The organism is Marinifilum sp. D714, assembly GCF_030851345.1.
Lineage (GTDB): Bacteria > Bacteroidota > Bacteroidia > Bacteroidales > Marinifilaceae > Marinifilum.
Map to the genome: position 1 here is coordinate 237,974 of NZ_JALPNU010000001.1, position 25,119 is coordinate 263,092.

The 25,119-nt window shown below is 37.3% G+C and carries 27 protein-coding genes; 7 read left to right on the forward strand and 20 right to left on the reverse strand.

Annotation, left to right across the window (positions count from 1 at the left end):
* Positions 1-105: 105 nt before the first annotated feature.
* The 7 genes from M0051_RS00930 to M0051_RS00960 all read right to left on the reverse strand — a co-directional run bounded on the left by M0051_RS00930 (position 106) and on the right by M0051_RS00960 (position 6,548).
* Entirely contained in the window at positions 106-726 is a 621-nt protein-coding gene (locus M0051_RS00930; protein WP_306739671.1) for a rhodanese-like domain-containing protein, read from the reverse strand.
* A 25-nt stretch (positions 727-751) separates the two neighbouring features.
* Entirely contained in the window at positions 752-1,342 is a 591-nt protein-coding gene (locus M0051_RS00935) for a YeeE/YedE thiosulfate transporter family protein (RefSeq protein ID WP_306739672.1), read from the reverse strand.
* A 24-nt stretch (positions 1,343-1,366) separates the two neighbouring features.
* On the reverse strand, positions 1,367-1,888 hold the full coding sequence (locus tag M0051_RS00940; RefSeq protein ID WP_306739673.1) for a YeeE/YedE thiosulfate transporter family protein: 522 nt from the start codon (positions 1,886-1,888) through the stop codon (positions 1,367-1,369).
* 33 nt (positions 1,889-1,921) lie between these two features.
* Positions 1,922-2,863 (reverse strand): NrfD/PsrC family molybdoenzyme membrane anchor subunit, encoded by a 942-nt coding sequence (nrfD, locus tag M0051_RS00945; RefSeq protein ID WP_306739674.1) that lies wholly within the window; start codon positions 2,861-2,863, stop codon positions 1,922-1,924.
* Positions 2,864-2,875: 12 nt separating this feature from the next.
* Entirely contained in the window at positions 2,876-3,409 is a 534-nt protein-coding gene (locus M0051_RS00950) for a 4Fe-4S dicluster domain-containing protein (protein ID WP_306739675.1), read from the reverse strand.
* A gap of 3 nt (positions 3,410-3,412) precedes the next feature.
* Complete coding sequence (locus M0051_RS00955) at positions 3,413-5,650, reverse strand: molybdopterin-dependent oxidoreductase (RefSeq protein WP_306739676.1); 2,238 nt, start codon at positions 5,648-5,650, stop codon at positions 3,413-3,415.
* Between the two features lie 319 nt (positions 5,651-5,969).
* A complete protein-coding gene (locus M0051_RS00960; protein WP_306739677.1) occupies positions 5,970-6,548 on the reverse strand; it encodes a molybdenum cofactor guanylyltransferase in 579 nt (192 codons plus the stop codon).
* A 117-nt stretch (positions 6,549-6,665) separates the two neighbouring features.
* On the opposite strand from M0051_RS00960, the gene msrA reads away from it, so the two are divergent.
* On the forward strand, positions 6,666-7,283 hold the full coding sequence (gene msrA, locus M0051_RS00965) for a peptide-methionine (S)-S-oxide reductase MsrA (RefSeq protein WP_306739678.1): 618 nt from the start codon (positions 6,666-6,668) through the stop codon (positions 7,281-7,283).
* A 267-nt stretch (positions 7,284-7,550) separates the two neighbouring features.
* Positions 7,551-8,228: a hypothetical protein gene (locus tag M0051_RS00970; protein ID WP_306739679.1), complete on the forward strand. Its 678-nt coding sequence runs from the start codon at positions 7,551-7,553 to the stop codon at positions 8,226-8,228.
* Here the strand turns inward: M0051_RS00970 and M0051_RS00975 are convergent.
* The 4 genes from M0051_RS00975 to M0051_RS00990 all read right to left on the reverse strand — a co-directional run bounded on the left by M0051_RS00975 (position 8,186) and on the right by M0051_RS00990 (position 11,765).
* Positions 8,186-9,262 carry an AMP-binding protein gene (locus tag M0051_RS00975; RefSeq protein WP_306739680.1) on the reverse strand — a complete coding sequence of 359 codons (1,077 nt, stop codon included), beginning with the start codon at positions 9,260-9,262 and terminating at the stop codon, positions 8,186-8,188. The two genes, M0051_RS00970 and M0051_RS00975, sit on opposite strands and share 43 nt — an antisense overlap.
* A complete protein-coding gene (locus tag M0051_RS00980) occupies positions 9,262-10,305 on the reverse strand; it encodes an o-succinylbenzoate synthase (RefSeq protein WP_306739681.1) in 1,044 nt (347 codons plus the stop codon). The genes M0051_RS00975 and M0051_RS00980 overlap by 1 nt, the downstream gene beginning before the upstream one ends.
* A gap of 27 nt (positions 10,306-10,332) precedes the next feature.
* Positions 10,333-11,235, reverse strand: coding sequence for a 1,4-dihydroxy-2-naphthoate polyprenyltransferase (locus tag M0051_RS00985; RefSeq protein WP_306739682.1), 903 nt, complete (start codon positions 11,233-11,235; stop codon positions 10,333-10,335).
* Positions 11,236-11,393: 158 nt separating this feature from the next.
* Entirely contained in the window at positions 11,394-11,765 is a 372-nt protein-coding gene (locus M0051_RS00990; protein WP_306739683.1) for a twin-arginine translocation signal domain-containing protein, read from the reverse strand.
* A 321-nt stretch (positions 11,766-12,086) separates the two neighbouring features.
* Between M0051_RS00990 and M0051_RS00995 the strand changes: the two genes are divergently transcribed.
* The 5 genes from M0051_RS00995 (at position 12,087) to M0051_RS01015 (ending at position 17,530) form a co-directional block, all read left to right on the forward strand.
* Complete coding sequence (locus M0051_RS00995; RefSeq protein ID WP_306739684.1) at positions 12,087-12,662, forward strand: HD domain-containing protein; 576 nt, start codon at positions 12,087-12,089, stop codon at positions 12,660-12,662.
* A 66-nt stretch (positions 12,663-12,728) separates the two neighbouring features.
* Entirely contained in the window at positions 12,729-13,187 is a 459-nt protein-coding gene (locus tag M0051_RS01000; RefSeq protein ID WP_306739685.1) for a hypothetical protein, read from the forward strand.
* Between the two features lie 271 nt (positions 13,188-13,458).
* Positions 13,459-13,830 (forward strand): lipocalin family protein, encoded by a 372-nt coding sequence (locus M0051_RS01005; RefSeq protein WP_306739686.1) that lies wholly within the window; start codon positions 13,459-13,461, stop codon positions 13,828-13,830.
* A 4-nt stretch (positions 13,831-13,834) separates the two neighbouring features.
* Positions 13,835-16,927 carry an AsmA-like C-terminal region-containing protein gene (locus M0051_RS01010; RefSeq protein WP_306739687.1) on the forward strand — a complete coding sequence of 1,031 codons (3,093 nt, stop codon included), beginning with the start codon at positions 13,835-13,837 and terminating at the stop codon, positions 16,925-16,927.
* A 315-nt stretch (positions 16,928-17,242) separates the two neighbouring features.
* Entirely contained in the window at positions 17,243-17,530 is a 288-nt protein-coding gene (locus tag M0051_RS01015; protein ID WP_306739688.1) for a hypothetical protein, read from the forward strand.
* Positions 17,531-17,675: 145 nt separating this feature from the next.
* Here M0051_RS01015 and M0051_RS01020 read toward each other — a convergent pair whose 3' ends face one another.
* The 9 genes from M0051_RS01020 to M0051_RS01060 form a co-directional block, all read right to left on the reverse strand.
* Positions 17,676-17,867 (reverse strand): cold-shock protein, encoded by a 192-nt coding sequence (locus M0051_RS01020; RefSeq protein ID WP_306739689.1) that lies wholly within the window; start codon positions 17,865-17,867, stop codon positions 17,676-17,678.
* Between the two features lie 53 nt (positions 17,868-17,920).
* Positions 17,921-18,112, reverse strand: coding sequence for a cold-shock protein (locus tag M0051_RS01025; protein ID WP_306739690.1), 192 nt, complete (start codon positions 18,110-18,112; stop codon positions 17,921-17,923).
* Between the two features lie 54 nt (positions 18,113-18,166).
* Positions 18,167-18,358, reverse strand: a complete 192-nt coding sequence (locus tag M0051_RS01030) for a cold-shock protein (protein WP_306739691.1) — start codon at positions 18,356-18,358, stop codon at positions 18,167-18,169.
* 28 nt (positions 18,359-18,386) lie between these two features.
* Entirely contained in the window at positions 18,387-19,544 is a 1,158-nt protein-coding gene (locus M0051_RS01035; RefSeq protein ID WP_306739692.1) for a DEAD/DEAH box helicase, read from the reverse strand.
* Between the two features lie 764 nt (positions 19,545-20,308).
* Complete coding sequence (locus M0051_RS01040; protein ID WP_306739693.1) at positions 20,309-20,803, reverse strand: GNAT family N-acetyltransferase; 495 nt, start codon at positions 20,801-20,803, stop codon at positions 20,309-20,311.
* Positions 20,804-20,932: 129 nt separating this feature from the next.
* Complete coding sequence (gene menB / locus M0051_RS01045) at positions 20,933-21,757, reverse strand: 1,4-dihydroxy-2-naphthoyl-CoA synthase (RefSeq protein ID WP_306739694.1); 825 nt, start codon at positions 21,755-21,757, stop codon at positions 20,933-20,935.
* Positions 21,754-23,496: a 2-succinyl-5-enolpyruvyl-6-hydroxy-3-cyclohexene-1-carboxylic-acid synthase gene (gene menD, locus M0051_RS01050; RefSeq protein WP_306739695.1), complete on the reverse strand. Its 1,743-nt coding sequence runs from the start codon at positions 23,494-23,496 to the stop codon at positions 21,754-21,756. Before menD ends, menB begins: the two co-directional genes overlap by 4 nt.
* A gap of 96 nt (positions 23,497-23,592) precedes the next feature.
* Entirely contained in the window at positions 23,593-24,696 is a 1,104-nt protein-coding gene (locus M0051_RS01055) for an isochorismate synthase (protein WP_306739696.1), read from the reverse strand.
* 3 nt (positions 24,697-24,699) lie between these two features.
* Positions 24,700-25,116, reverse strand: coding sequence for a PaaI family thioesterase (locus M0051_RS01060; protein ID WP_306739697.1), 417 nt, complete (start codon positions 25,114-25,116; stop codon positions 24,700-24,702).
* Positions 25,117-25,119: the final 3 nt, after the last annotated feature.

Consider the following 25,119-nt stretch of genomic DNA (forward strand, 5'->3'; position numbering starts at 1 on the left):
ATTTATCATCGATACATCCGATTTTTATCTATTCATTTCACAACGGTCATAAAAAAACCTTTTCGAAATTCATCGAAAAGGCTTCTTTTTATATTAATTGTTACTCTAACAACCTCCTGCAGCACGCTTTTTCTTTTTGCGCTTTTTAATAGTAGGCTTTGGTTTTTTCACGGTATTGGTATTCGTTATCAAAGCATTACCACCACCCAAGGCAGCACTTGCTCCTTTTCTAAAGTCATATTTTGCAATTTCATCATCCGCCATAACAGATTTTGGTGCCTGGGGATTTAAAATGGTTTCTGCCCAATAGTTTAATCCTCCTTGCATTACAAAATTATTTTCGTACCCCAGTTGTCTTGCCAACATCCAAGCTTCATTTGCCTTTAGATTTCCATTAGAATAAAAAACATTCATCTTCACTCCCTGATCGATATACTCTTCATATTCATCAGAAAGAATCTGGGTTAAAGGAATATTAATTGCTCCTGGCAAGCTGTATTTTTCAAACTCTGCCTGGCTACGAACGTCGATAAGCTGAAGACTCGGGTCTTTTAGAACCAACATATCCGCTATCTCATCAGTACTAACGAATTGTGTTCCATCCTTCACTTCATCAAGTAATTCTTCTGCCGTTAATTTAAAAGGCTTTGTTGTGTTTTCGGGTATCGCTGCAATAATTATCCCTAAAGGAATAAATATAGAAGCTAATATTAATCTCATTTTCATTTCAGTGATATTTTTTTGTTAACATCTAGTACTCTTCACGTGGGAATTTCTTTTCTGCCCATTCTCCAACCCAAAACATGGCAAATGCCATCAGAATAAGCCCAAGAGCAAATACACCTCGTGGAATATCAAGCAATTCATTCATTGTTGGAGTACCAAGATAATTGGCTTTGTACATCTCTTCAAATAATGGATATCCTTCAGTAAAGAAAACAATACCCAAAGTTAATCCTCCAATAAATGCCAAAGCATCCAATTTGCCAATTGAGATTGCACAAAAAGCTGTTCCCGGGCAAAATCCACCCATAATGAAACCAATTCCCATTACAACTCCACCAACAATTGCCGATGTTATATATGTTGGATTGATATATACAAAATCCAAATCCATCCAACCAAAAAGACTAAAAAATAACATTCCTACCATTGCTGTAATTGCAGCAGTAAAGAATACTTTTAAAACTGTTGTGTCGTAACCATAGAACATTCCTGCCAATTTACGACTTGAAGAAAAACCACTTCCTTCCAACACAAATCCAAATCCGATTCCAATTAAAAACGCAATGAACAAATTGGTATCCGGAGAAATTATTTCATTAACAATTAAAGGTGCCATATCTATTTGTTTATACATTTAAAATTAAATCCAATTCTTTCTAAAAAAGTAAGCCAACGCAAAAGCAGTTCCGAATATACAAGCCATGGTTAAAAAACCTCCAACCGATAAAACTGCCATTCCGCTCAGTGCAGAACCACTGGTACATCCACGCCCCAACTGTGAGCCAAATCCGAAAAACATCCCACCAAGAATGGCAAAAATAATTCTTCTTTTAGATGTAATTTTTGGTGAACGCTCAACCTTAAATTTTAAACGTTTTGCAAAAGCTCCCGATAAAAATCCACCTACTAAAACTCCCATCATTTGGAATACCAACCACGATTTCATTGGGTTTTCGTGAGTTTCATTATAGTTTTTATAGAATGCTGAATTTTCAGCATGGCTAGGAGCAACAGTATTTACTGTAGATACCACTGCACTTTTAATTGCACCACTTGCTCCCAATCCACGACCAGAAACAAAATTTGCCGCCAAAAGCACAAGTCCTAACAATACTCCTCCGATATACGGGTTAAAGTATTTTGTTTTTTTCACTTCGCTCATTTTATAGTGTTTTTAAGTTTTTCAATAATTAGATTAGTAAAGCCATCTGCTAGCCTGTCCTGCATAAGCTATAATAAATCGAAGCATAACACTTCCGAAAAGTACTAGAACAACTGGTATTGCAACCGGAATTTTAAATCCTTTCAACTCCATTCCTTCAAGAATTGCAGGAACAATCATTCCCAGGAATACAACGAAAATCCAGAATGGTGCAGTATATTCTCCACCTAAAAATAAATTGGCAGCATCAATCTGCACCTGAGTACTTGCCAGGAATCCCATAAACATATGGATAATCAAGAACAATTCAATTCCAATAATCATTAGATCCAATTGTGCAAATCTCTTACGTTCTGAATGGTTTTTCGACATCCAAATTACAAGCGCTGCTCCTGCAGATAATCCCGAAGCAAGGAACAAAGGTCCAAGTATTGAAGTATTCCAAAGAGGACGAGCATTAAATGCAGAAAATAATATTCCTGTATAAATTCCCAAAATCGCCGAAGAAATCAGCATGATCCACGCAAGTGTTTTTTTATGCTTCTTGAAAAATTCAATCAATTCTTCGATTACTTCAAATTTCCAATTCCATTTTGGAAATATGTCCTTCATGTGTATTGCCGTCCAAATCATTGACAATGGTGTTACTACCATTAAAGTCCATGCTCCCCAAGACATTGGTGATTCCAAACGAATGGTGGTATACAATCTCCAGAAATACAATTTGTGATGCAAATCTAAAAACAAAGCAATAAGGCCAAAAACCAAAGCAATTGGTGCAATAATAGGAGCAATTTTAACAGCGGTTTTGTATTCGTTCTCTTTGTTGCGAATGGTATAAAGGGCTGCAAAAAACATTAAACCAGCAGCCAAACCTCCCAAAAACAAGTAAGTTGGTATTTCCCAATGCCAAACATGTAATTGAGGGTCGATTAAAGGGTTGTTCCTCCCACTTACAATAATTTCTTCTCTCATTTTTTAACGGTTTTAGATTAGGAAATACAAATGAGGTTTTGTACCAGCCTCAGGAATTAAAGTTTTATATTTTCTCTTTTTTAGAATTTGTGATACCTCACTTCTGGGATCATCCAAATCACCAAAGTACATACATTTGGTTGGACAAACTGCCACACAAGCTGGCTGCATTCCTTTTTTCACCCTATGCAAACAGAATGTACACTTGTCTACATATCCTTCCGGGTGGACAAAACGCGCATCATAAGGACAGGAAGTAACACAGGCACTACATCCAATACATTCATTCTTGGTTACAAGGACAGTTCCTCCTTCTGAGTAATGACTTGCACCCGTTGGACAACAACGCACACAAGGAGAATTCTCACAGTGATTGCATCGTTCTGAGCGCAACTCCATTTCCAATTGAGGATAAGTTCCATCCATTACCTCAACCACCCAATCGCGGCAATACCCGATTGGCACATCGTTTTCGGTTTGGCAAGCTACTACACAGTCGCTGCAACCTACACACTTTTTAGTATCAATAGCCATTGCATATCTCATAGCTTACACCTCCGATTTTTTAATATCAGTTCTAAATGTTACAAAATTTCCTCTCATTCCGGTACCTCCCATAATCGGATCTGTCATTACATTGGTAATTAGCTGAGTATCGCTAACTCCTTTACCAAAGCATCTTTTCATTCTCTTATCGGCATGACCGAAACCGTGTACCATATATATTGAATCGAATCTTATTCTTTCGGTTACTCTTACTTTTATTGGAAACTCAGAAACAACTCCATCTTGATTTTCCAGGAAAACATACTGTCCGCTACTTAAATCCCATTCTTTGGCAACTTTTGGATTCACCCAGCAGGTATTCTCATCCATCAAATCAGTCAAATTTGGATTATTGGCAGTTCTACTGAAAGTGTGCATTGGAGCTCTTCCGTATATTAGTCGATAAAATCCTTCTGCTGGTTCTGGATGTGGAGAATAAACCGGCATTGGTTCGAATCCTTCTTCCTCAAGTGCAGTAGAATACAACTCGATTTTTCCTGTATTAGTATTGAATTCAATATCCTCTCCATCAGCAAAGTACAAATCATCGAATTCTCTTTCCAATTTCTTAACCCCAACACGTTGCATTTCTTCTAACGAAGTTCCAACTTGCTTCAATTCCCAGTCAATTTCTTCCTCGATGGTTTCGAAAGGGAAATAATCCTGAAGATCTAATTTCTTCGCCAATTCTCTAGCCATCCAATATGCAGGCTTGGTATTGTAAAGTGGATCAACAGCTGGCATTCTTAAGGCAATACTTGGTTCTCTTCCTTGTGATATTCTAAGCGCATCATATCTTTCCAAATAAGTACACTCTGGTAAAACCACATCGGCATAACCTGTAATTTCCATAGGCATGGTATCCACAACTGCAATTAAATCCAGTTCCTGAATAGCCTGAATCGTTTTCTTTTGATCTGGTAAGGTATTAATTAGGTTGGTACCATTTACAATCCATCCTTTAATGGCATAATCCATATCCGGACTAGGAATGGATGCATCGCAAACTCCTGAAGCCAATGCTAAGTCCGCCAAATTGTATTTACCTCCCATTGCATCACGCCAGTTTTTCTTTGGTTTTGGAAATGCTGGCAATTTATAATGTGGCACTTCAGCCTTTTCAGGATTGTAGAATCCACCACGTCTTCCCCAACTCCCTAGTAATGCATTCAAAATAGCAACTGCACGTAATCTTTGCGTATCATCTCCGTACCAGGTTACATGACGACCTGGGTGCACAATTACAGCAGGAGCTGCATTCGCCATTTCCCTGGCTGTTTCTCTAATTTGCTGTGGCTTAATGGTAGTTACACCATAGGCCCATTCTGGTGTATATCTTTGAACGTGATCTTTTAATTGATCAAATCCAAAAGTGTATTTTTCAACGTATTCTTTGTCGTATAATCCTTCATTTATGATTACATTCATCCATGCAAGCAAAAGAGCATTATCAGTAGCAGGTTTAATTGGCAACCAATGTTTAGATTTTCCTGCAACTGTTGAGAATCTTGGATCAACAGTAATAATATTGGCTCCTTTATCAATGGCATCAGACATTTCCTGTACCTGACCATTATGCATATTCTCTCCCAAATGTGAACCTATTAACACCAAACATTTGGTATCTCTAATATCTGTATTTTCCGGAGAATTAATTCCTTGTCCAAAAGTTGAAATAAATGCAACCTCTCTCGGTCCACGACACTGAGCATATGAAGGAGCCGTAATATTGTTTGATCCAAATGCTTTTAAGAGTTTTCCGAAGTATTTACCTCCTGAACCATGTGTAAATAAAGCTGTACTCTCTGGTCCGTGCTCCTTTTTGATTTGCTTCATTTTAGAGGCAATGTATTCAAAAGCCTCATCCCAAGAGGCCTCTCTAAATGTTTGCTTACCTCTTTCTTCGGTACGAATTAATGGTGTCTTTAAACGGTCTTCATCGTAATACATACCTACTCCACCAGTACCTCTCGGACAGAATCGTCCGTTACAATTAGGATCTAAATCATTTCCAATGATCTTCTTTATCTTACCATTCTCATCCTTATAAACCCATCCTGCACACTTCCAAAAGCATACTTCGCAATAGGTAGGAGTTCTGGTAAAATCATAAGGCCCTTTGAAAAAAGATTTGTTAGTATCAACCAGGTTACTGGCAATGGAATCTAATATTCCACCTCCAAATATTAAGCCTGCTGCACTCAGGGAGCTGATTTTTAAAAACTCTCTTCTGCTCTTCATATTGTGATTTTTTATTTTAACACATGAACACATCTAGAAAACTACATCTATGCATGTAAACATATATCAAAAGAGGAACAGACAATATGCTCTACAACATATTTTTGGGATTTGTAATTGATCTAAACAAAGTGAAATGTCGAAATCCTCTGATTTAAACACATATGCAACTATTTAGATCTTTACTAAATTACATTTGAATCTATTTTTCTTTAATATCAGACAAAAACCTCCTTTATTTTCAGGTAGTTTGGGTAGATAATCACAAGATATACGATTAGATAATGACGAACAAATTCTTTATTCTTTTAAAGAGTAATTACAGCTGGTTCAATTCACCCGGTGTATTCACATTCGATAGCATATCGGCTGAATAATAATCCAATTCTTTTGAGATGTGGAAACCCTTGCTACAAAATAATTGTAACAATTTCATCATTTTATATTTCCCATTGCGCAATTCCTCTCCAATGATATCCCGACAAGAAGATTTATAAATGGCAACCAATGGCTGTTTCTTTCCACTTTCATCAACGGCATAAATCATATCCGCATCAGCAATATTTACAAGTAAATCAACAAATAGTTGGGAAGGAACCTTAGGTACATCGCATGATATTACCATATAATAATCAGCATTTATGGCCTTCATAACTGAATAGATACCACCAATAGGACCACATTCTTTTATTTCATCTTCAATCACCTGAAATCCATAATCGCTATAGCAATCTTTATTGGAACTGATCACAACCTGATCACAAATTCCTTGTAAACAGCCAATTGAATATTCAATTAATGGTTTACCATTCCAGTTTACCAATCCTTTCTCTGTTCCCATCCTGGAGCTTTTCCCCCCAGAAAGTACTATTCCAGCAATATTCTTGTTTTGAATCATTCTCAAATATAAATAAGAATCATTAACTCAAGTACTCTACTTTAAGATCTTTTAACTTTGATATCATATATTCAAATACTATCTTTAGAATGATTATAAATAACTAAACCGGATAATATGAAAAAGTTAATATTAATAGCTGCTCTTTTCATTTCCGGAGTAATATTCGGTAAAACAAGTATGAATACGGAAAATCAATCAAAAAAAATGGAAGTTGCAAGCTTTGGTGCGGGATGTTTCTGGTGTGTAGAAGCAATATTTCAAGAACTTAATGGCGTTGAAAAAGTGGAATCGGGATATATGGGTGGAGAAACAAAAAATCCTACCTATAAAGATGTTTGTAGCGGGGAAACCGGACATGCCGAAATATGCCAAATCACCTATGATGAAAATGTAATTAGCTTTAAGGAACTTCTTGAAGTATTTTGGCAAACCCATAATCCAACAACATTAAACAGGCAAGGAGCAGATGTAGGTACACAATACAGATCGGCGGTATTTTATCATTCTGAAGAACAAAAGCGACTGGCGCTGGAGTATAAAGAAAAGCTAAATGAGTCAGGAGCCTGGGATGATCCTATCGTTACAGAAATTACTCCTGCTTCAAAATTTTATATTGCAGAAAACTATCATCAGGATTATTTCAATAACAATTCCAACCAACCATATTGCAGTTTTGTAATCAAGCCCAAGATGGAAAAGTTTAAAAAAGTTTTTAAAGACAAACTTAAATAATACAAAAGGGCTGTCTCAAATAGTCAAATAGATGATACAGCCCTCTTTTATTTGTACCCTATTCGAAACCTTTTACAAAAATTCAATTATCTATGAATTAATCCGACTTATGATATAGTCTATTTTTTTTAATTCCTAAAACCTGCAAACGTATTCGGAACCTAAAAATTAATCATCAATCAAATCCAACAAATCCTTAATGCATTAAGCAATAGTACTTTTAGTTTTTGTTTCTATTTTTAAAATAGACAACTAACAATTACCTCTATGAAAAAATTTTTACCCCTATTGTTAATTTTAATAATTAACATTCCTTCGGGATTTTGCTCTGATAATTCAGTTCAAACCTCACAATTTCCAAATTATGGCATTTTGCATTATTTTGTTCCTTCACCGAGTGTGAAGAATACAAACACATTATTATTTGCCAATGATTTTTTCCAACCTGGAAAAATAGTAACTCGCAATAAAAATATCATCTCCCTAAACGGAATACGATATAATATTGCTGAAGATGCAATTGAATGTCAAATCAATAAGCAATACTGTAGAATTTCATCTCCACATAAAATTAGTGAAGTAGAAATTAACGATACTCACTACGTTTATAAGAAATATCTACAAAACGGTGATTCAATTCAAGGCTATTTACAAAAAATCTACACAGGTAGACAAAATCTGTATGTAAAACATTTTATAAAGAAATCTAATAATTCTGATATGAAATGTGATATAAAAAGTATGTTCTTTGTAGAAAAAGATGGTGGATTACCTCAAAAAGTGCATTCTTTAAGGTTAGAACTACTTAAAATTTATAAGAATCAAACAAGCTCTGCAAATTTGTTTATGAAGAGTAACAATTATAAGTGGAATGATTCAAAGGCGCTCGTTCAGTTAGTGAATTACCTGGAAAAACTTACTGCTGACAATGTAGCATCTCGTTGAATTTTATCGGTTGATGTTCTTTGAAATTCAGAGACATAAAATATTTCACGGGCCTGTTCGAACTTATCGAGCAGGCTTTTTATTTTATATTCCAATTCCTTTTTCTGATTTTCATCAACATCCTCCCATTCAATCAGAAGAACCACTTTTTGTCCCAAATGCTCATCTGGCAGTCCGGCAATGAAAAAAGGTTGATTGATTAAGGCTTCCAATTTCTTTTCGATTTGCTCTGGGAACAATTTTATTCCACCCGAATTAATCACATTGTCGAATCTTCCTTTCCACTCAAATTGGATTTCATCAAGCAATTCTACAACATCATTGGTAAGCAAAGGCTCATCCAGAATGGCTGGCGCATTAATTTCCAGACAACTTCTTTCATCTATTGAAAAAGTAGCATTCCCCATTGCCTGGTAGCTTTGTGATTTATTATTCCCATTTAATGCACGAATGGCAACATGCGAAACTGTTTCTGTCATGCCATAGCCAATAAAACATTCGGTAGATAAATCTTGTAAAGCATTCTCCAGAACCTGATCGACAGCTCCACCGCCTATTAGCAACTTCTTGATTTGTTGAATGCCTTTCTCTAATTTTAAACTGTTCTTTACCTGCAGAGGAATCATGGCTGTAAAATCAATATCAGAACTGATATTTACTAGAGGATGTCCGTCAGGAGCAACCGGTATCAAATTCAATTGCCATTCGAAAGCTCGCACAATCATCATTTTGCCAGCAATAAAATTAGCAGACAAACAAAAAAGAGCATTCTGTCCTGCTTTAAAGTTGAAAAACTCACCCGTGAGTTTGGCCGAATTTCTCATTTTTTGCTTCGACAAGTACATTGCCTTTGGTACACCTGTTGAGCCCGAAGTTTTCGCTTTCACCTGCTCAGCATCATCCAACCACTCCAAAATAAACTTACAATAGTCTTTTTCCCATTCGTAATCCGAATTTGAAATAATATCCCTACAATAGTTTAATAGCTCTATTTCTTTGTAGTTTTTACCGTTTATTGTAAGTTCTCTGTTCATTATATTTTATCCCAGTCTAAATTCTTATCGTATTTTAAAAACCCATTATCGATAATCAATGGAGAGGCAATATTGTTGGTATAAAGTTGTCCCGTTCCCAACCCTTGAGGCATAGGATTGTTCAGTGTATAAGTCCATTGTGCTATTGCATTCAACCCAATATTCGATTCCAATGCTGAGGTAATCCACCAGGGAATTTTTCTGTCATTTGCCAGGTCAATCCATTCTTGAGATCCTTTAATTCCACCAACCAAACTTGGCTTTAAAATGATATACTGCGGAGCTATTTTATCCAACAGATCAGCTTTGGCAAGTGTATCGTAAACTCCTATTAACTCCTCATCCAGAGCAATTGGCAGAGGTGTATTGGCACACAAATTAGCCATTTCCTTTACCTGACCTTGTTTTATGGGTTGCTCAATTGAATGCAAATCGAATTGCGCCAAAGCCTTCAATTTTTCCAAGGCAGAATCGGGAGAAAAAGCACCATTGGCATCCACACGCAATTCAATCTTATCTTTGTCGAAATCTTTACGGATAGTTTCCAGCAATCTTAGTTCTTCTTTAAAGTCGATGGCGCCAATTTTCATCTTGATGCAATCAAATCCGGCCTCCAATTTTTGTTCGATCTGTTCTTTCATAAAAACAGGATCGCCCATCCATATCAATCCATTAATAGGAATTCTATCGGTACCATTGCTAAAATCAGAAGGAAACAGAATTTTGGAACCTTTAGCTTTGAAATCTAAAAATGCAGTTTCCAAACCAAAATAAATCGATGGCCATTCTCTCAAACCACCTTCCAAGTAGTACCAGTAATCGGCAATCTGATCGCAAAGTTCTTGCAGTTTCTCCTCATATCCTTCTCGATCATCCGGACTTAAGCCTTTTATGATAGAGCACTCTCCTATCCCAATTATTTCAGGTTGTTGGTCGTCCCACAAACGTATAAACCAAGAATCTTTTTCAGTTAAAACTCCACGAGAGGTCCCACTCGGACGTTTAAAATTTAAGGGATAATGTATGTAATCTGCTTTAAGCATCTTTTTCTGTGATCAGTTATCAGTAATCTAAAGTAGTAAGCCTATTCCAAAACTCAAACTAAACAAAAGGGTTGACAAGGCCAGTTTTTTCAATTCTGGATCTAATTCTCTTGCTACCTTGTTTTTTATTACAACTGCTGTATGTTTGATCAGAAAAGGTAAACTAATCACAAATAGCAGCTGATAAAACGAATTCCAATGAATGAATACGTATGCACAAGCCGAAAGTATTGCAAAGCCAATTAGAAACAGATGATATTTTTTAGCCGTTTCGGAACCAATTTTCACTACCAAAGTTTTTTTCCCGCTAAGCGAATCATTTTCGATATCACGCATGTTGTTCAGATTCAAAACGCCCACACTTAGCAAACCAACCGATGTAGCAGGTAAGAAAATGGTCCAATTCAGATCACCGGTATGCAAAAAATAGGTTCCCATAACTCCGGCTAAGCCAAAAAAGAGGAATACAAACAAATCTCCAAATCCACTATATCCGTAAGGATTCTTTCCCACCGTATAATTTATGGCTGCCCCTATGGCCAACAAACCAACCCCTAGCATGATAAATGCCTGAGTGTAATTCAACAGTTGCAATGCTTCCCACAACAACCAAATGCCGGATACCAGCGACAACAAAACAAATACAATCACCATTCTGGTCATCTCCTTTTTGGTAATCACACCACTTTGAACAGCTCTTTCCGGACCAACTCTATTCTCATTATCAGCACCCGAAATGGAATCTCCCAAATCGTTGGCCAAATTCGATAATATCTGTAAAAACAAGGTGGTTAAGGTCGCCAGCAAAAATATTTTAAGGCTAAACTTGTGATCGGATGCAGCCAGTAAACTGCCAAGAAAGATATTAGAAAGTGCTAAAGGCAAAGTTCTTAGTCTAAATGCATGAATCCATGATTTTGTTTTACTCATTGGTGTTTTAGAATTGATCAGGCTGTAAATTTAATAATTTTGCAAAGACAAGGCATTACTGTGCCCTTGAAGTATAAAAACAAAAAAGCGATGCAATGCACCGCTTCTTATAAGTACAGACGTAGCATTCTACGTCACTACATAATTGATATGAAAGGTTATGCTTCTAATTCGGGAGTTATGGAGTTGGCAAATCTTTTCGATACTTCAAGATATTTGGATTTAAAATCATCATGCTTGATGTATTCTTTGATCTGCTCTTGCCATCCGTTGGCCTCTTCCGATAGCTCCATTATTCTTTTTTTATTAGCAATGTTCTCTTTGTTTTTCTTCTCCTCCTCAACAACATCAATGTACTGATCTACCCATTTTTCGTATCGTGTAAGGAAAGCTTCTCGATCTTCAACATTCGAATATTTGTTCAAGTTAACATCAGCCAACACCTCAGTATCAATCAAAGCGGCAGCTCCAACCGTTAATCCTAATTTCTGTAAAAAACCTCTTCTGTTTGTATTATTCTGATTGCTCATAAGTGTAATTTTAATTCCAAGTATATCTTGTTACCACTCTCTTAAAAAAGCCTCAAGTTACAAGCCGCAAGCCTTAAGAAAACAATAAAAGACTTTCGGGTCTTAAAACTACTATTTAAATTGAATTTAAACAATAGTCAGACGCGGATTTCTATGATGAATGTATGATACAGCTTAATTTTGTTATCCACGAATGCACACAAATACACTCAAATATTTATAACGAACACATACTTCGTTGTTTTAATTTGTGTCCAATTGCGTCTATTTGTGGATCTATTTTTTATAAATTTGGAATTCGTAATTAATAATTCGTAATTCATGTCACATATTCCCAACCGAGAAGAAGCACTGGAACTGCTTACCACATACACCAAAAACCCAAGTTTAATCATCCACGCTAAGGCTGTTGAGGCTTGTATGCGATACTATGCCCGCAAACATGGCGAGGATGAAGAAAAATGGGGAATTATTGGATTGGTTCATGATATGGATTGGGAACAATTTCCTGAGGAGCACACCCAAAAGACTCGCGAAATTCTGGAAGCAGCCAACTGGCCCGAGGAATACATTCGTGCGGTTGAAGCTCATGCTTACCTTACCTGTACCGATGTGGTTCCCGAAACCTTAATGGAGAAAACCATTTATGCGGTAGATGAATTAACAGGACTGATTCGTACCACAGCTTTAATTCGCCCATCGAAATCGGTATTGGATGTGAAAGTAAAATCGGTAAAGCGCAATTGGAAAAACAAACGCTTTGCTGCCGGAGTAGATCGCACAGTGATTGAACGTGGTGCCGAAATGTTAGGTATGGAAATTCCTGATTTGATTCACGATTGCATTGAGGCCATGAAAGAAGTGGCTGAAGAGTTAGAGTTAAAGGGGAATTTGTAGGATTAGACGCAGATTATTATGACGGTTATGATTTTCACTGATCATTTATCATGAAATCCTACTCATTTGAAAACACGAGTTATAAGTTATTTCTTTTGGATGCTTTCTACTGGTATTATCCTATTGGATAAAATCACACCTTTAGAAATAACCAATATTAAAATCTACTATTGCCTACTAATTGTATCCATAACCCTTTCAACAATTATAATTCTAAGATTTTGGTTAAAACTGAAAGGAGAAACATTATTACTGTCCACTGCAATATGCGTAGCATTGCTTTTCGCCATTACCTATATACTAACATGGCGATTAGAATGGAAAACTGAAACAATCCTCTACAAAAATCTTCATCTTCAAAACCGAACCATTGAATTTCAACGAATGGATTTGGGCGTTTTTGGTACTAAATCAAGAACAATCGACCGAATGAGAATTCTCCCCTACGTTGAATGGAACAAAGAAATAAGAGTAAGTGAAATTGACACTTTAACATGGAAGAAGGTAAATATAGATCAAACTTGACGATCTTAATTCTTCAAATCAATCAGCACCTCCTTTTTCCCTCCTAAAGCATCCAATTTACAGCCTTCTGACAGTCCAAACATAAACGACCAATACAGTTTATCAATAGTTTTCGACTTTTGTCAACAATTTGATAGGAAATACTACTATTTTTGTACTGATTTTTACATCAAAAATCAAACAATTCTCAAATACAAATAAAACATATGAAACGAGCATGATTATTTTAATCTTGCGGTTTCCATATGACAAATAGAAAGAAATTAAACAGATGAAAAAATTTGCACTTATTTTTGTAAGCATTGCTGCAACAGTACTATCCATGACTTCATGTTCGAGTGATGACGATGATATGAATCCAAGTTTTGATGAAAGCTTAATTATTGGAAAATGGAAAAGTGGTACACTGTATGAAAGATACGATCTTGATTATTCAGGAGCCACCTGGGATACTGCCGATGATGTAACAGAGGCAGAAGCACAGAATTTTACCTGGACAATTACCAAAGATCAGTTGGAACAAATTCATATCATCGAAAATGGTGGAAAAGTTCCAAAAGTATACACCATTACCAATCTAACGGCAACTACTTTGGAGTACGAAGATGCTTACGGAAAATCAAAATCATTCAGCAAAATATAATACAATGCGAGTATTGAAAAAAGTTGGACTAGCTTTTCTGGTTTTGCTTGTTGTATTGACAATAGCTACAGCTATATCGCTGTGGTATCTTTTTACACCGGGAAAAATAACTCCATTAGTTAATAAGCAGGCTAAAAATTATTTGACGTGTACTACTACTATCGAAAAAGTTGAGCCAACTTTTTTTAGTACCTATCCGTTTTTTGGACTCGAGCTTACAAATCTTTGTTTGAGTGAGAGTCCTAAGGATACCCTCTTCTACTCCTCCAAATGCTTTGCCTCGGTAGATGTCATATCTTACCTGTTTGATGACAAGATCATTCTGAACCCATTTCTTATGGCTGAAGGTAATGTGAATGTGAGAATTGATGCTCAGGGACGAATGAATTTGGATGTGTATAAAGGCAGCTCTGATTCTGAGGAAACGGATTCCGAGCCAATGTTTCTTGGCGATATAGATATCAGCAATGTGAAAGTGAAGAGTTTCAATGTCACCTTTACCGATGATTTGGCAAAGAGAAAGACTAAAGTTCAGAATTTAGATGCCAGCCTGACCTTGAAATACTCCGAAAATAAACAGTTGGTCGATTTGGACATGCAAGCAAACAGCCTGCTTTTTGAAACAGCCGACTCCATGGCTCTTCATGTGGATGCTCAAGGCTGCGATCTAAAAATCAAATCGAATGGTAAGGACAAAAACCTGTACCATTCCGATATCAAACTTGCGTGCAAGGAAATTTCTCTTGCCATGGCCGGTGATGAACTTTTATCGCAAATAAAAATAGACACCCACCTGCCTTTTGACTTGAACATCTCGAAAAATTCTTGCGATTTACAAAAGGCAAAACTCACCATTAAGGATGAGCAGGAAATCACTTGCAGTGGTATAATCAGCATGAAGAAAGATGATTCGCTGGAAGCAGATCTGCAATATGCTACCAATGAATTGGATGTTGAAAAGGTGTTGGCCCTGGTTCCCAAAGCATATGCCGAACCCTTAAAAGACATCAAAGCAAAAGGTCTTGCTCAGATATCAGGTTCGGTAAAAGGACAGCTATCAGACACCAGCATGCCACTGGTAAAAGCGAAGGTAGACTATAGCAAAGGAGAGGTGAAATACACGGGTTACCCTAGAGTGAAAGATCTTCAATGCTCCATGATCACCAATGTGGATTTGAATGGAAAGCAGCCTTCCGATATCAGCATCAGCAACAGCTATGCTCGTATTGCGAACAGCTCTGTTTCTGTAAAAGGAAACATTTCGAATATACTCGAAAGTCCGGTGTATGATTTGTATGCCAAAGGAGATGTTACTTTGGCAGATTTGAACCCCTTCATTCCAAAAGATCAGAATGTAGTCCTAAAGGGATCGCTTCAGGGAAATGCACATGCGCAATTTTCTCAGGACGATGTGCTCAAAGAGAAGTATCATCGAATTAAATTAAGTGGGGATTTTAAGGCTCAGGATTTTCATACCATCTATAATGATAGCATAAACCTGAATCTGGACGCAGCCAATATTAAGCTGAAATTGCCGGGACACAGCAGGGCCGACAAGGATCTTTTGTTTGCAAACATCAAACTGGATGCACGCAATATGGATGTGAAATTGTCACCCGATATGAGTGCGGCAACTGAAGATTTGCAGCTTTCTGTGAAGGTTAACAATCCTGCAAAAGGATTATCCGCACCAATCAGCACATGTACCTTTGCATTTGCCAGCCTACGTGCTAAAAGCGATACCTTATCGGTTTATGCCGGCAATGCGAATGGAGAACTTGCCTACATTCCAACCCGGAAAGGAAAACAGGAAATTGCCCTTATCAATTCTACAATGAATAGTGAAAAGCTGGCTGTTTCGGGCAAGGATACTGTTCTTTTTGATACCCAAGCGCTACATGCCAAAACCAATCTGAAGTACGACGAATCACAAGAAAATGTGATGCTAAAATGGCAGCCCGAAATGGACATTCGTTTCTCTCAGGCAATTTTCAATTTGAATGAAAAGCTGAGGGGACAAATTCCGAGTATTTCATTTGCCCTTAACCAGGATCAAATGAAAATTGAAAAGGCGAGTTTAATTCTGGGCGATTCCGACTTTAGCCTTAGTGGTGAACTTACCGATATCAACAAATATCTGAACGAAGAAGCTTTACTGAAAGGGAAATTTAACCTGACTTCGAAAAATACCGACGTTTACCAGCTGATGGATATTTTTAATGGCATGGGAAGCGAAGAAACTGCCTCTAATAATGAAGCTGTGAAATCGGAAGACGATCCTTTTATGGTACCCAAAGGCGTAGAGATTCGTTTGAATACCAATATTGACAAGACCATTGTAAGCGACAATGTGATTGAAAATATCAAAGGAGGTTTAACCGTAAAGGATGGTACCTTGGTTCTGGATCAGATGGGTTTTACAAGCAAGGCAGCCAATATGCAGCTAACGGCAATTTACCGTTCGGATAGAAAGAATCACCTCTTTACCGGTATCGATTTTCATCTTTTAGATATTGATATCGCCGAATTGATTGATTTGATTCCTACGGTTGATACCATGATTCCAATGCTTAAATCCTTTAAGGGAAAAGGTGAATTCCATCTGGCGGGAGAAACCCACCTAAAAAGTGATTACTCTCTTAAAAATTCAACAATTAGAGGTGCGGCGGCATTTCAGGGTGAGGAGCTGACACTGATGGATAGCGAAACCTTCGACATGATTGCCAGCAAACTAATGTTTAAGAAAAAGACAGAGAACGTGATCGATCGCTTAAGTGTAGAAATGACGCTCTACAAGGATGAAATAGACCTCTACCCTTTCTTGATTGAAATGGACAATTACAAGGCCGTGCTTTCGGGACGTCACAACTTGGATAATCATTTTAATTATCACATTTCGGTAACCGATACTCCTTTACCAGTTCGATTGGGATTGAATGTAAGCGGTACCCTTGAGGATTTGGATTACAAGCTGGTACCATGTAAGTACAAACATCTTTACAATCCTGAAAAGCAGGGAAAACTAGAGCAACAAACCTTGCGTTTGAAAAATCTGATTTCTACCTCGCTTAAAGAGAATGTGAAGGCATATAAATAGAGGATATAGCTCATTCGACGAAATAATAGATCCTGGTAACTTCGGTGTTACCGGGATTTTTTTAACCCCAAAACAATACAAATAAACTAAGCACAAAGAGCACGAAAGGGATTCACAAAGGTTCTGTTTCCATTGATACCCTCACATGGAGAGAGAGCATCAATCACGATGTTGTTTTTCACCAAATCTGGATTTCTGAGCGTTTCAAAATCTGAAAATGGTAGTTCTCCCGATTTCTGAGCGAAATTTTCCTTGATTTTTTCGAAATCTGAGTTTCACACTCATATTGTCAATTAAATTCATCAAATCCAAGATTTGCTCACTCAGACAATAGATAAGCTGCAGAGCATGTATCGCAAGGGACAAGAAGTAAAAGCATTAAAAAAGCAGATCATTCCTTCAAGCATACTAAAGAAAGATGTAGTGGAAGTGATTAATGAGAAGCTGCTTCCTTACCTGGGAATTTTAGCAGACAATCAGCCTGAAATTTATGCTGATACATACGCAAAAATCACACATTACATCGATTTAATCAATCAAAAAATCAGGACTCGTAGAAGCAAAGCTACTGCCGAAGAAGAGGTAACTAGCGAAGCGGAATAAGTCATATATCATATTCTAATTGATTTTAGGTAGAGACAAGGCTGAGAGGTCTTGTCTCTTTTTCATCCTAAGTCATGATATTCAACCAAATAAAAAAGCGACTGATTTAAAAAAAGTCGCTTCTAAATCAATATTTCTTAAAATATTAAATTACCTCAACATTAACCGCATTCAGCCCTTTTCTGCCTCGCTCGGTTTCATACTGTACTTTATCATTTTCTCTAATTTCATCAATTAAACCTGATGAATGTACAAAAATATCTTCGCTTGAATCATCTGGAGCGATAAATCCAAATCCTTTTTCGTTGTTGAAAAACTTTACTGTTCCTTCTTTCATAATGGTACTATTTAATTTATTGTATTACTTATTTAATGAATGTACGGGGGCAATTAAATTACCTCAACATTAACCGCATTAAGCCCTTTTCTGCCTTGCTCAGTTTCATACTGTACTTTATCATTTTCTCGTATTTCATCAATTAAACCTGATGAGTGTACAAAGATATCTTCACTTGAATCATTTGGAGTGATAAATCCAAATCCTTTTAAGTTATTGAAAAACTTAACTTTTCCTTCTTTCATAATGGTACTATTTAATTTATTGCATTACTTATTTTAATGAATGTATGGGGGCATTTAAATGACCTCAACATTAATCGCATTCAGCCCTTTTCTGCCTTGCTCGGTTTCATACTTTACCTTATCATTTTCTCTAATTTCATCAATTAAACCTGATGAGTGTACGAAGATATCTTCGCTTGAATCATTTGGAGTGATAAATCCAAATCCTTTTAAGTTGTTGAAAAACTTTACTGTTCCTTCTTTCATAATGGTACTATTTAATTTATTGTATTTCTTAATTGACGAATGTATATGCTATGCCCGTGGTTTCTGCCCGGCCTGTTCTGCCTATTCTATGAATATAACTATCCATTGTTTGAGGTAACTGATAATTAATTACATGAGTAACTCCCTTAATGTCAATTCCTCTGGCAGCGACATCTGTAGCTACCAAAATTTTTGTTTTGCCCGATTTAAATAACTTGATAGCCTTTGATCGGTAGTTTTGTGATTTATCGCCATGGATAACATCCGATTTAATCCCGGATTTCACAAGCTGCTTGCTCAACCTATCTACTGTTCGTTTTGTTTCTGCAAATAAAATCACCTTTTTAAATGAAGATTTATTGACAAGATTAAACAAGACGTCAAATTTATTTTCATCATGGCCCACACGAATTATATTTTGATCCACATTATCGCTTGATTTTGTTCCACTGGATACATTTATCCTTAATGGATTTTTGATGATCTGTTTGATCAAATTTTCCTGGGAGGAATCCATCGTAGCCGAAAAAAGCATCGTTTGCTTCCTGTTTTTCATTTTCGAGACAATCTTTTGAATGTCCCTGATAAATCCCATATCGAGCATTCGGTCAAATTCATCCAAGACCAGAATTGGTGTGTTGCCAATCTTTAAAGCATTTCGGTCAATCAAATCATTTAACCTTCCTGGAGTACCTACGATCAAGCTTACTTTTCTTTTAGCTAAGGATACATCTTTGCTTACACTCGTACCTCCTATGAAGCAAGCCGATGTAAGATCTGTTCCCTTTGTTAAAGATTTGAATTCATCCTGCACTTGCTGAGCAAGCTCCCTGGTAGGAACAACCACCAAACCAGTACTATTTTTGCCTTCAAGCATTTGTTGTACTATAGGTATCAAAAAAGCTCCTGTTTTACCTGTTCCGGTAGCTGCAATTCCAATTAAGTTTTTTCCAGATATCAATAAATCAATACACTTTTCCTGAATCTCTGTAGGGTTCTTATACCCTTTTTGAGCAATGTTTTTACTCAAAAATCGGTGTAAGTTTAATTGTGCAAAATTCCGTTCCGAAACATAAGGTTTAACGATGGTTTGAGTTGCTTTTTTAACCAGCATTTCAGGATTTAATTCTGAAGCTGACTTTTTCTTAGACTGTTTTGTCTTATATCTATTTCTATTATAATTCATAAATGCATTTTAAATGATAAATTGGGACTGCTTTTGATTGCTTGCAACTCCCGGGACTCCAGGCAACGGAATGTTTGAAAGTGACTTTTTAACAAACAAAAAGGAGGTATTGGAATGGAAAAACAATCCAAATTCTTTTTCTGACTGTTTTTTTAGATGTGTAGTTTATAATGTAAGTGAGAGGTGGAAAGAAAAACATGATGTTCTATTGGATTCGTCAGGTCTTCTACCAACCACAACAATAGCATGCTTTTGGATGCGAAATTACAGATGGAGTGAACAACAAAAGCAACATGAAAATGGTTTTTAAAACCATTACTTTTATTGTTGTATCTACTTCTTTTAGTGCTTTTAAGATATTTCGAAACACGAACTTGTATTGTCTTTGAAAAATCAGAGCTTACTATCTTTGAGTATGTTAATTTTTTAATGCGAAAAGGAATTAGTTAAACAATATTTACTTCAAAAATGGGTAAAAACGACATTTGACTGTGAAACCAAACAAAAACGTTGAAGTAAAATCAATGAAGAAATGCTTAACGAAGAGCTACTGAATTAGTAGGGTATTTTTACTATTTTATCAAATCCGAAGTTTTCTTATTTACTTCAGACAATGCAAATGTAGTTCTTTTTTTTAAATAACCTAATAGATTTAAAAAAGTTAGGAGACTTTCACCTCTACTGCTCACAGAACTTGATGAAAAGCCCTCCTTCCGTTAGCGTATTTTGCTTACTCCTAATTTTTATACAACTTCCATCAATTACTACTTGATCTCCTTTCCATAGTACACATGACTGCACCACTCCCCATCAATATTCGCAATATTAGGAAGGCATGCCCAGCGTTCAAAACCGAATTTTACCAGTAGTTTAATGCTGGCGGTGTTGGGTTCCAAAAGAATGGCAAAAAGGTTTTTGATATTGTACTGAGGAGCTTGTTTGATGGCGAAATTCAACAGTTGGCTGCCAATGCCTTTGCCTTGATGATCATTGTGTAGGTAGTAGCTAACCTCTACAGCGGTTTGCAGGGCTCTTCTTCCCTGTCTGTAGGGCGAGTAACACATCCAGCCAATGATTTCATTGTTCTCCTCTGCCACAAATATGGGATGGGTATCAGGATTGTGAGAGGTAAACCATTTTTCACGTTCCTGCATGGAGATTTCTTCCAAATCGGCAGTGCAGAAACGCTTGCGCACGGCTTGGTTGTATATCTCGTTTATGGCTTGTAGGTCGGTTGGGACGGCTGGTCGAATTTGCATGTTGTGAAGGGTTAACCACAAAGGTAAACGAAGGGAGTCACGAAGTAACACAAAGGAAACTTGCCTAGCATCTTTGAGATGCTTGGCAAGTCATTCATAATTTATCATTAATAATTCATCATTGAATCACTATCCCGGGAATTTAGGGAACTTCTGGAATTCAGGATCACGCTTTTCAAGGAATGCATTCTTTCCTTCCTGCGCTTCTTCCATTAGGTAATACATCATGGTTGCATCACCTGCAAATTCCATCAAACCGCGCTGTCCGTCTAATTCTGCGTTCAATCCACGCTTAATCATACGAATTGCCATAGGGCTACGCATCATGATGGTTTTACACCACTCTACAGTTTCGTCTTCCAATTTTTCCAATGGTACCACAGTGTTTACCATACCCATTTCTTCAGCTTCTTTGGCAGTGTACTGCTTACAAAGGAACCAGATCTCACGAGCTTTCTTCTGGCCTACGTGGCGAGCCAAATAGTTCGAACCAAAACCAGCATCGAAACTACCCACTTTAGGACCAGTCTGACCGAATTTTGCATTTTCAGAAGCGATGGTCAAGTCACAAACCACATGAAGTACGTGTCCGCCACCAATAGCATATCCGTTAACCATAGCAATTACAGGCTTAGGCATAGAACGGATAGCCTTGTGCAAATCCAATACATTCAAACGAGGTACACCGTGTTCATCGATGTATCCACCAACGCCTTTTACATTCTGATCACCACCCGAACAGAAAGCCTTATCGCCAGTTCCAGTCAACACAATTACACCAATATCGCTACGCTCGCGGCAGATATCCATAGCATCCAACATATCGAAGTTGGTTTGCGGACGGAATGCATTGTACACCTCAGGACGATTGATGGTGATTTTTGCAATTCCTTCGAAAAATTCGAATTTAATATCTTCGTATTCCTTAATGGTAGTCCAGTTTCTAGTTGTCATACCTTCTCTTTTATAGTTTTAAAATAATTTATTAGCACTTGATCGTTTATCGTTCTTGGCGTTTTAATCTCCAGAACGGCAGCTTTTTCGTTTGCTGCATAGAATTCAGGCAAAACGTTTTCTGCCTCTGTTTGATTTTCTGCGTAAAAATAATCCAATCCGTAGGTTTCTGCTAGCTTATCTGCACGGTATTCCTGTACCGTCTCAAAATATTCTTCCAACTCATCCACACCTGATGGACCAGATATGAATCGGAAAATTCCTCCTCCACCATTGTTGATGAGAATGATTTTCAGATTTGGCTGCAGGTATTTGTTCCACAATCCATTTGAATCGTAGAAAAAACTGATGTCACCGGTAATCAGTGTTGTGATTTTGCCATTCACCATAGCAGACCCTGCTGCCGTTGATGTACAACCATCTATCCCACTGGTTCCTCGATTCGAGTTATAGCTTATTTGACCGGATGTTTTGAACAATTGCGCATATCTAACAACTGAACTGTTTGCCAGTTGTAGATTTCCTCCTTCCGGAATAGCTTGTAAAATCTTCTCGAAAGCCTTCATGTCACTCCATTGCAGCTTATCCAGATAAGCCTCATGAATTTTGCCTACTATTGCATCCCTCTCTTTCCAGAGATTAGCATATCCACTTTGCGTATGATTCAATGCTGGTAATAATTGACGGAAAAAGGCCAGTGGAGACACATCAATGTGAGAAGTTAGGTTCTTGAAGGTATCAATAAAATGATCCTCTTTCCCCACAAACCAATGCTCCTTTGGACGATAATCACGCAAGAAGGATTTGATCATTTTCGACACCAATGGTCCTCCAAAATTGATCAGCAAATCAGGTTGAAACTCCTTTTTCTCCTCCTCTTTCAGCGAGCAGATTACTCTGTCGATACAAGGCAAAAACTCTTCTCCATGCAAATTGGCAACCGATTCGGTCATTACCGCCACATTTGGTTTTTGGGCCAATTGTTTTAGCAATTCATTCAACTCTGGCTGCTGATGAAGCAGGCCTGCCAATATCAATATCTTTTTGTTCGAATTAAAAGCCTGAGCCAAGTCTTCAACACTTTCTTTGCTCAATTCATCAACCGAACTCACTTTACGGATTACCCTTTCATCTGAATCAGGATATTGTTTTACCCCATACAAAGGCTCGCGCAAAGGGAAATTGATATGAACCGGTCCAATCCGTCCGGTTTGTGCTTTTGTTAAGGCTTCGTTGGCCATTCTGTTCAGGTACCAGCAATCATCAGGATTGTTGGCATCCAATGGCAATTGATAGCTTGCTTTCACAAAACCTTTGAAAACATCAGGCTGTGGAATGGCCTGGCTATCATCCTGCCCAATCCATTCGGTTGGACGATCGGCAGAAATCACCACCAAAGGCAAACGCTGGTAGTAAGCCTCGGCAACTGCAGGCCCGTAATTCAACAAGGCCGTTCCCGATGTACATACCAAGCCAACCGGCTTCCTGGTTTGTTGTGCAATCCCCAATGCAAAATAGGCGGCAGATCGCTCATCCACAATCACCAAACTTTTAATTCGCTGATCTTTCGCAAAAGAGATGCTAAGCGGAGCATTTCTGGAACCTGGCGAAACAATTGCATATTCCATTCCTTTGGCCCAACAGATATCAATCAGTTCTTTCACACCCTTGATATCCGAATAATTGCGCTCCATGTATTTTGTATTTTCTTTTATTCTTGTGGTACTTTCTGAATTCATTCGCTTTCTATTGACCTTATAGGTAAAATACTTTGTACTTGACACTTTGTACTTTCTCCTTCTACCTTTCGCAACTCAAATTTAAAACAAATTCGCTTATTTAATCACTTTAAGCAAAGTTTGCGCTTTAAAACAGGTTTCCATCCATTCTTTTTCAGGATCAGAGTCAGCTGTTATTCCACCACCAACAAATAGTGCCATGCTTTCTGTAAGCACCTTCATACTTCTCAAATTCACAAACAAAGCAAGACTCCCATCAGCATGAATGGGTCCTAAAAAGCCAGCATAATACTCTCTACTATGCTTCTCTACTTTTCGGATTAAATCCATACCCTTTTTTTTAGGCAAACCGCAAACTGCAGGTGTAGGATGTAATGCTTGAACAAAACTAGAGATCTGATCGAAACTTAATGCAGTGTTTGCCTTATAGGTAGTTTTTAGATGAACAACATTACCCGCTTGTGCTGTAAAAGGACCTTGCTTTTGATAATTCTCAATCTGATAGGTAGAAAACAGTTCTTCGATATAATCACTCACATAGGCTTGCTCCTCTATCTCTTTTTTCTCCCATTCAACAGATTGGACTGCTCTATCATCCAACTTCTGCGTTCCCGCTAAAGCTACCGTCTCAATGGTTTTTCCATCAGAATTTAGAAATCTCTCCGGACTGGCACCTATCCACAATCCTACTCCTGGAATATCTACCATGGAAACAAAAGCATTGGGATAAGTTTCGTTCAATCGAAGAAAAATGGATGCTGCCTCTGTGCGTCCTTTCCCATTCAGCACATGTATTCTGGAAAGAATAACTTTATCAAGCTTTTTACTCTTTAAATCGGCAAGCATTTGATTGATTTGATCAAAATAATCCTCCATCGAACTTTCGTAAGCATCCAAATCCTCATCCATCTGATCAGGTAAACCTGAAAAATCTACAAATTGTGTTGAATTTGAGCTAAACTCGAATTCTGGATCTATAAAGTAAGAAGCTTGTTTTCCATCCGCATCGAAAGGTGCCAACAAAAAACCGTCCTTTCCTTTCAAATCCAATAAATTGGTAAACTTAGATATACCTGTTTGAATTCCAATTTTGATTTCTTGATCTCCTGGCAAGGAATAAGCATAAAACGAAAGTCGTTTTTGTATGCACTGCTCTAGAAAATATTGTATTGATTTTTCTTTGTCCTCCAATTGACTCATTTTCTACTTTTTAATGATCACATTGGTAATTCGGCAAATCGACACCAATTTTTCCTTCTCATTCAATACGTTTACTTCAACAATATGAGTCATTTTTCCTTTATGAACAAACTTGGCCTTGGCAGTAATTTTTCCTTTTCGTAGACTTCTGATATGATTGGCATTAATCTCCATACCTTTCACATCGTAGTTTTTTAAATCAGTATGAATTACAGAAAGTGCACTTCCTACGGACTCCGCTAATGCCAGAGTAGCTCCTCCATGTAATATCTTCATAGGTTGCCAATGATTTGAAGTTACCTCCATTTCAGCCACCAAATAATCTTCACCTACTTCTGTATATGTAATGCCTAAATGCTCCATTAAAGTTTCGGAGCACATCTTATTTAAAGATTCTAATGCCTCAGTATTTTTAATCATTCT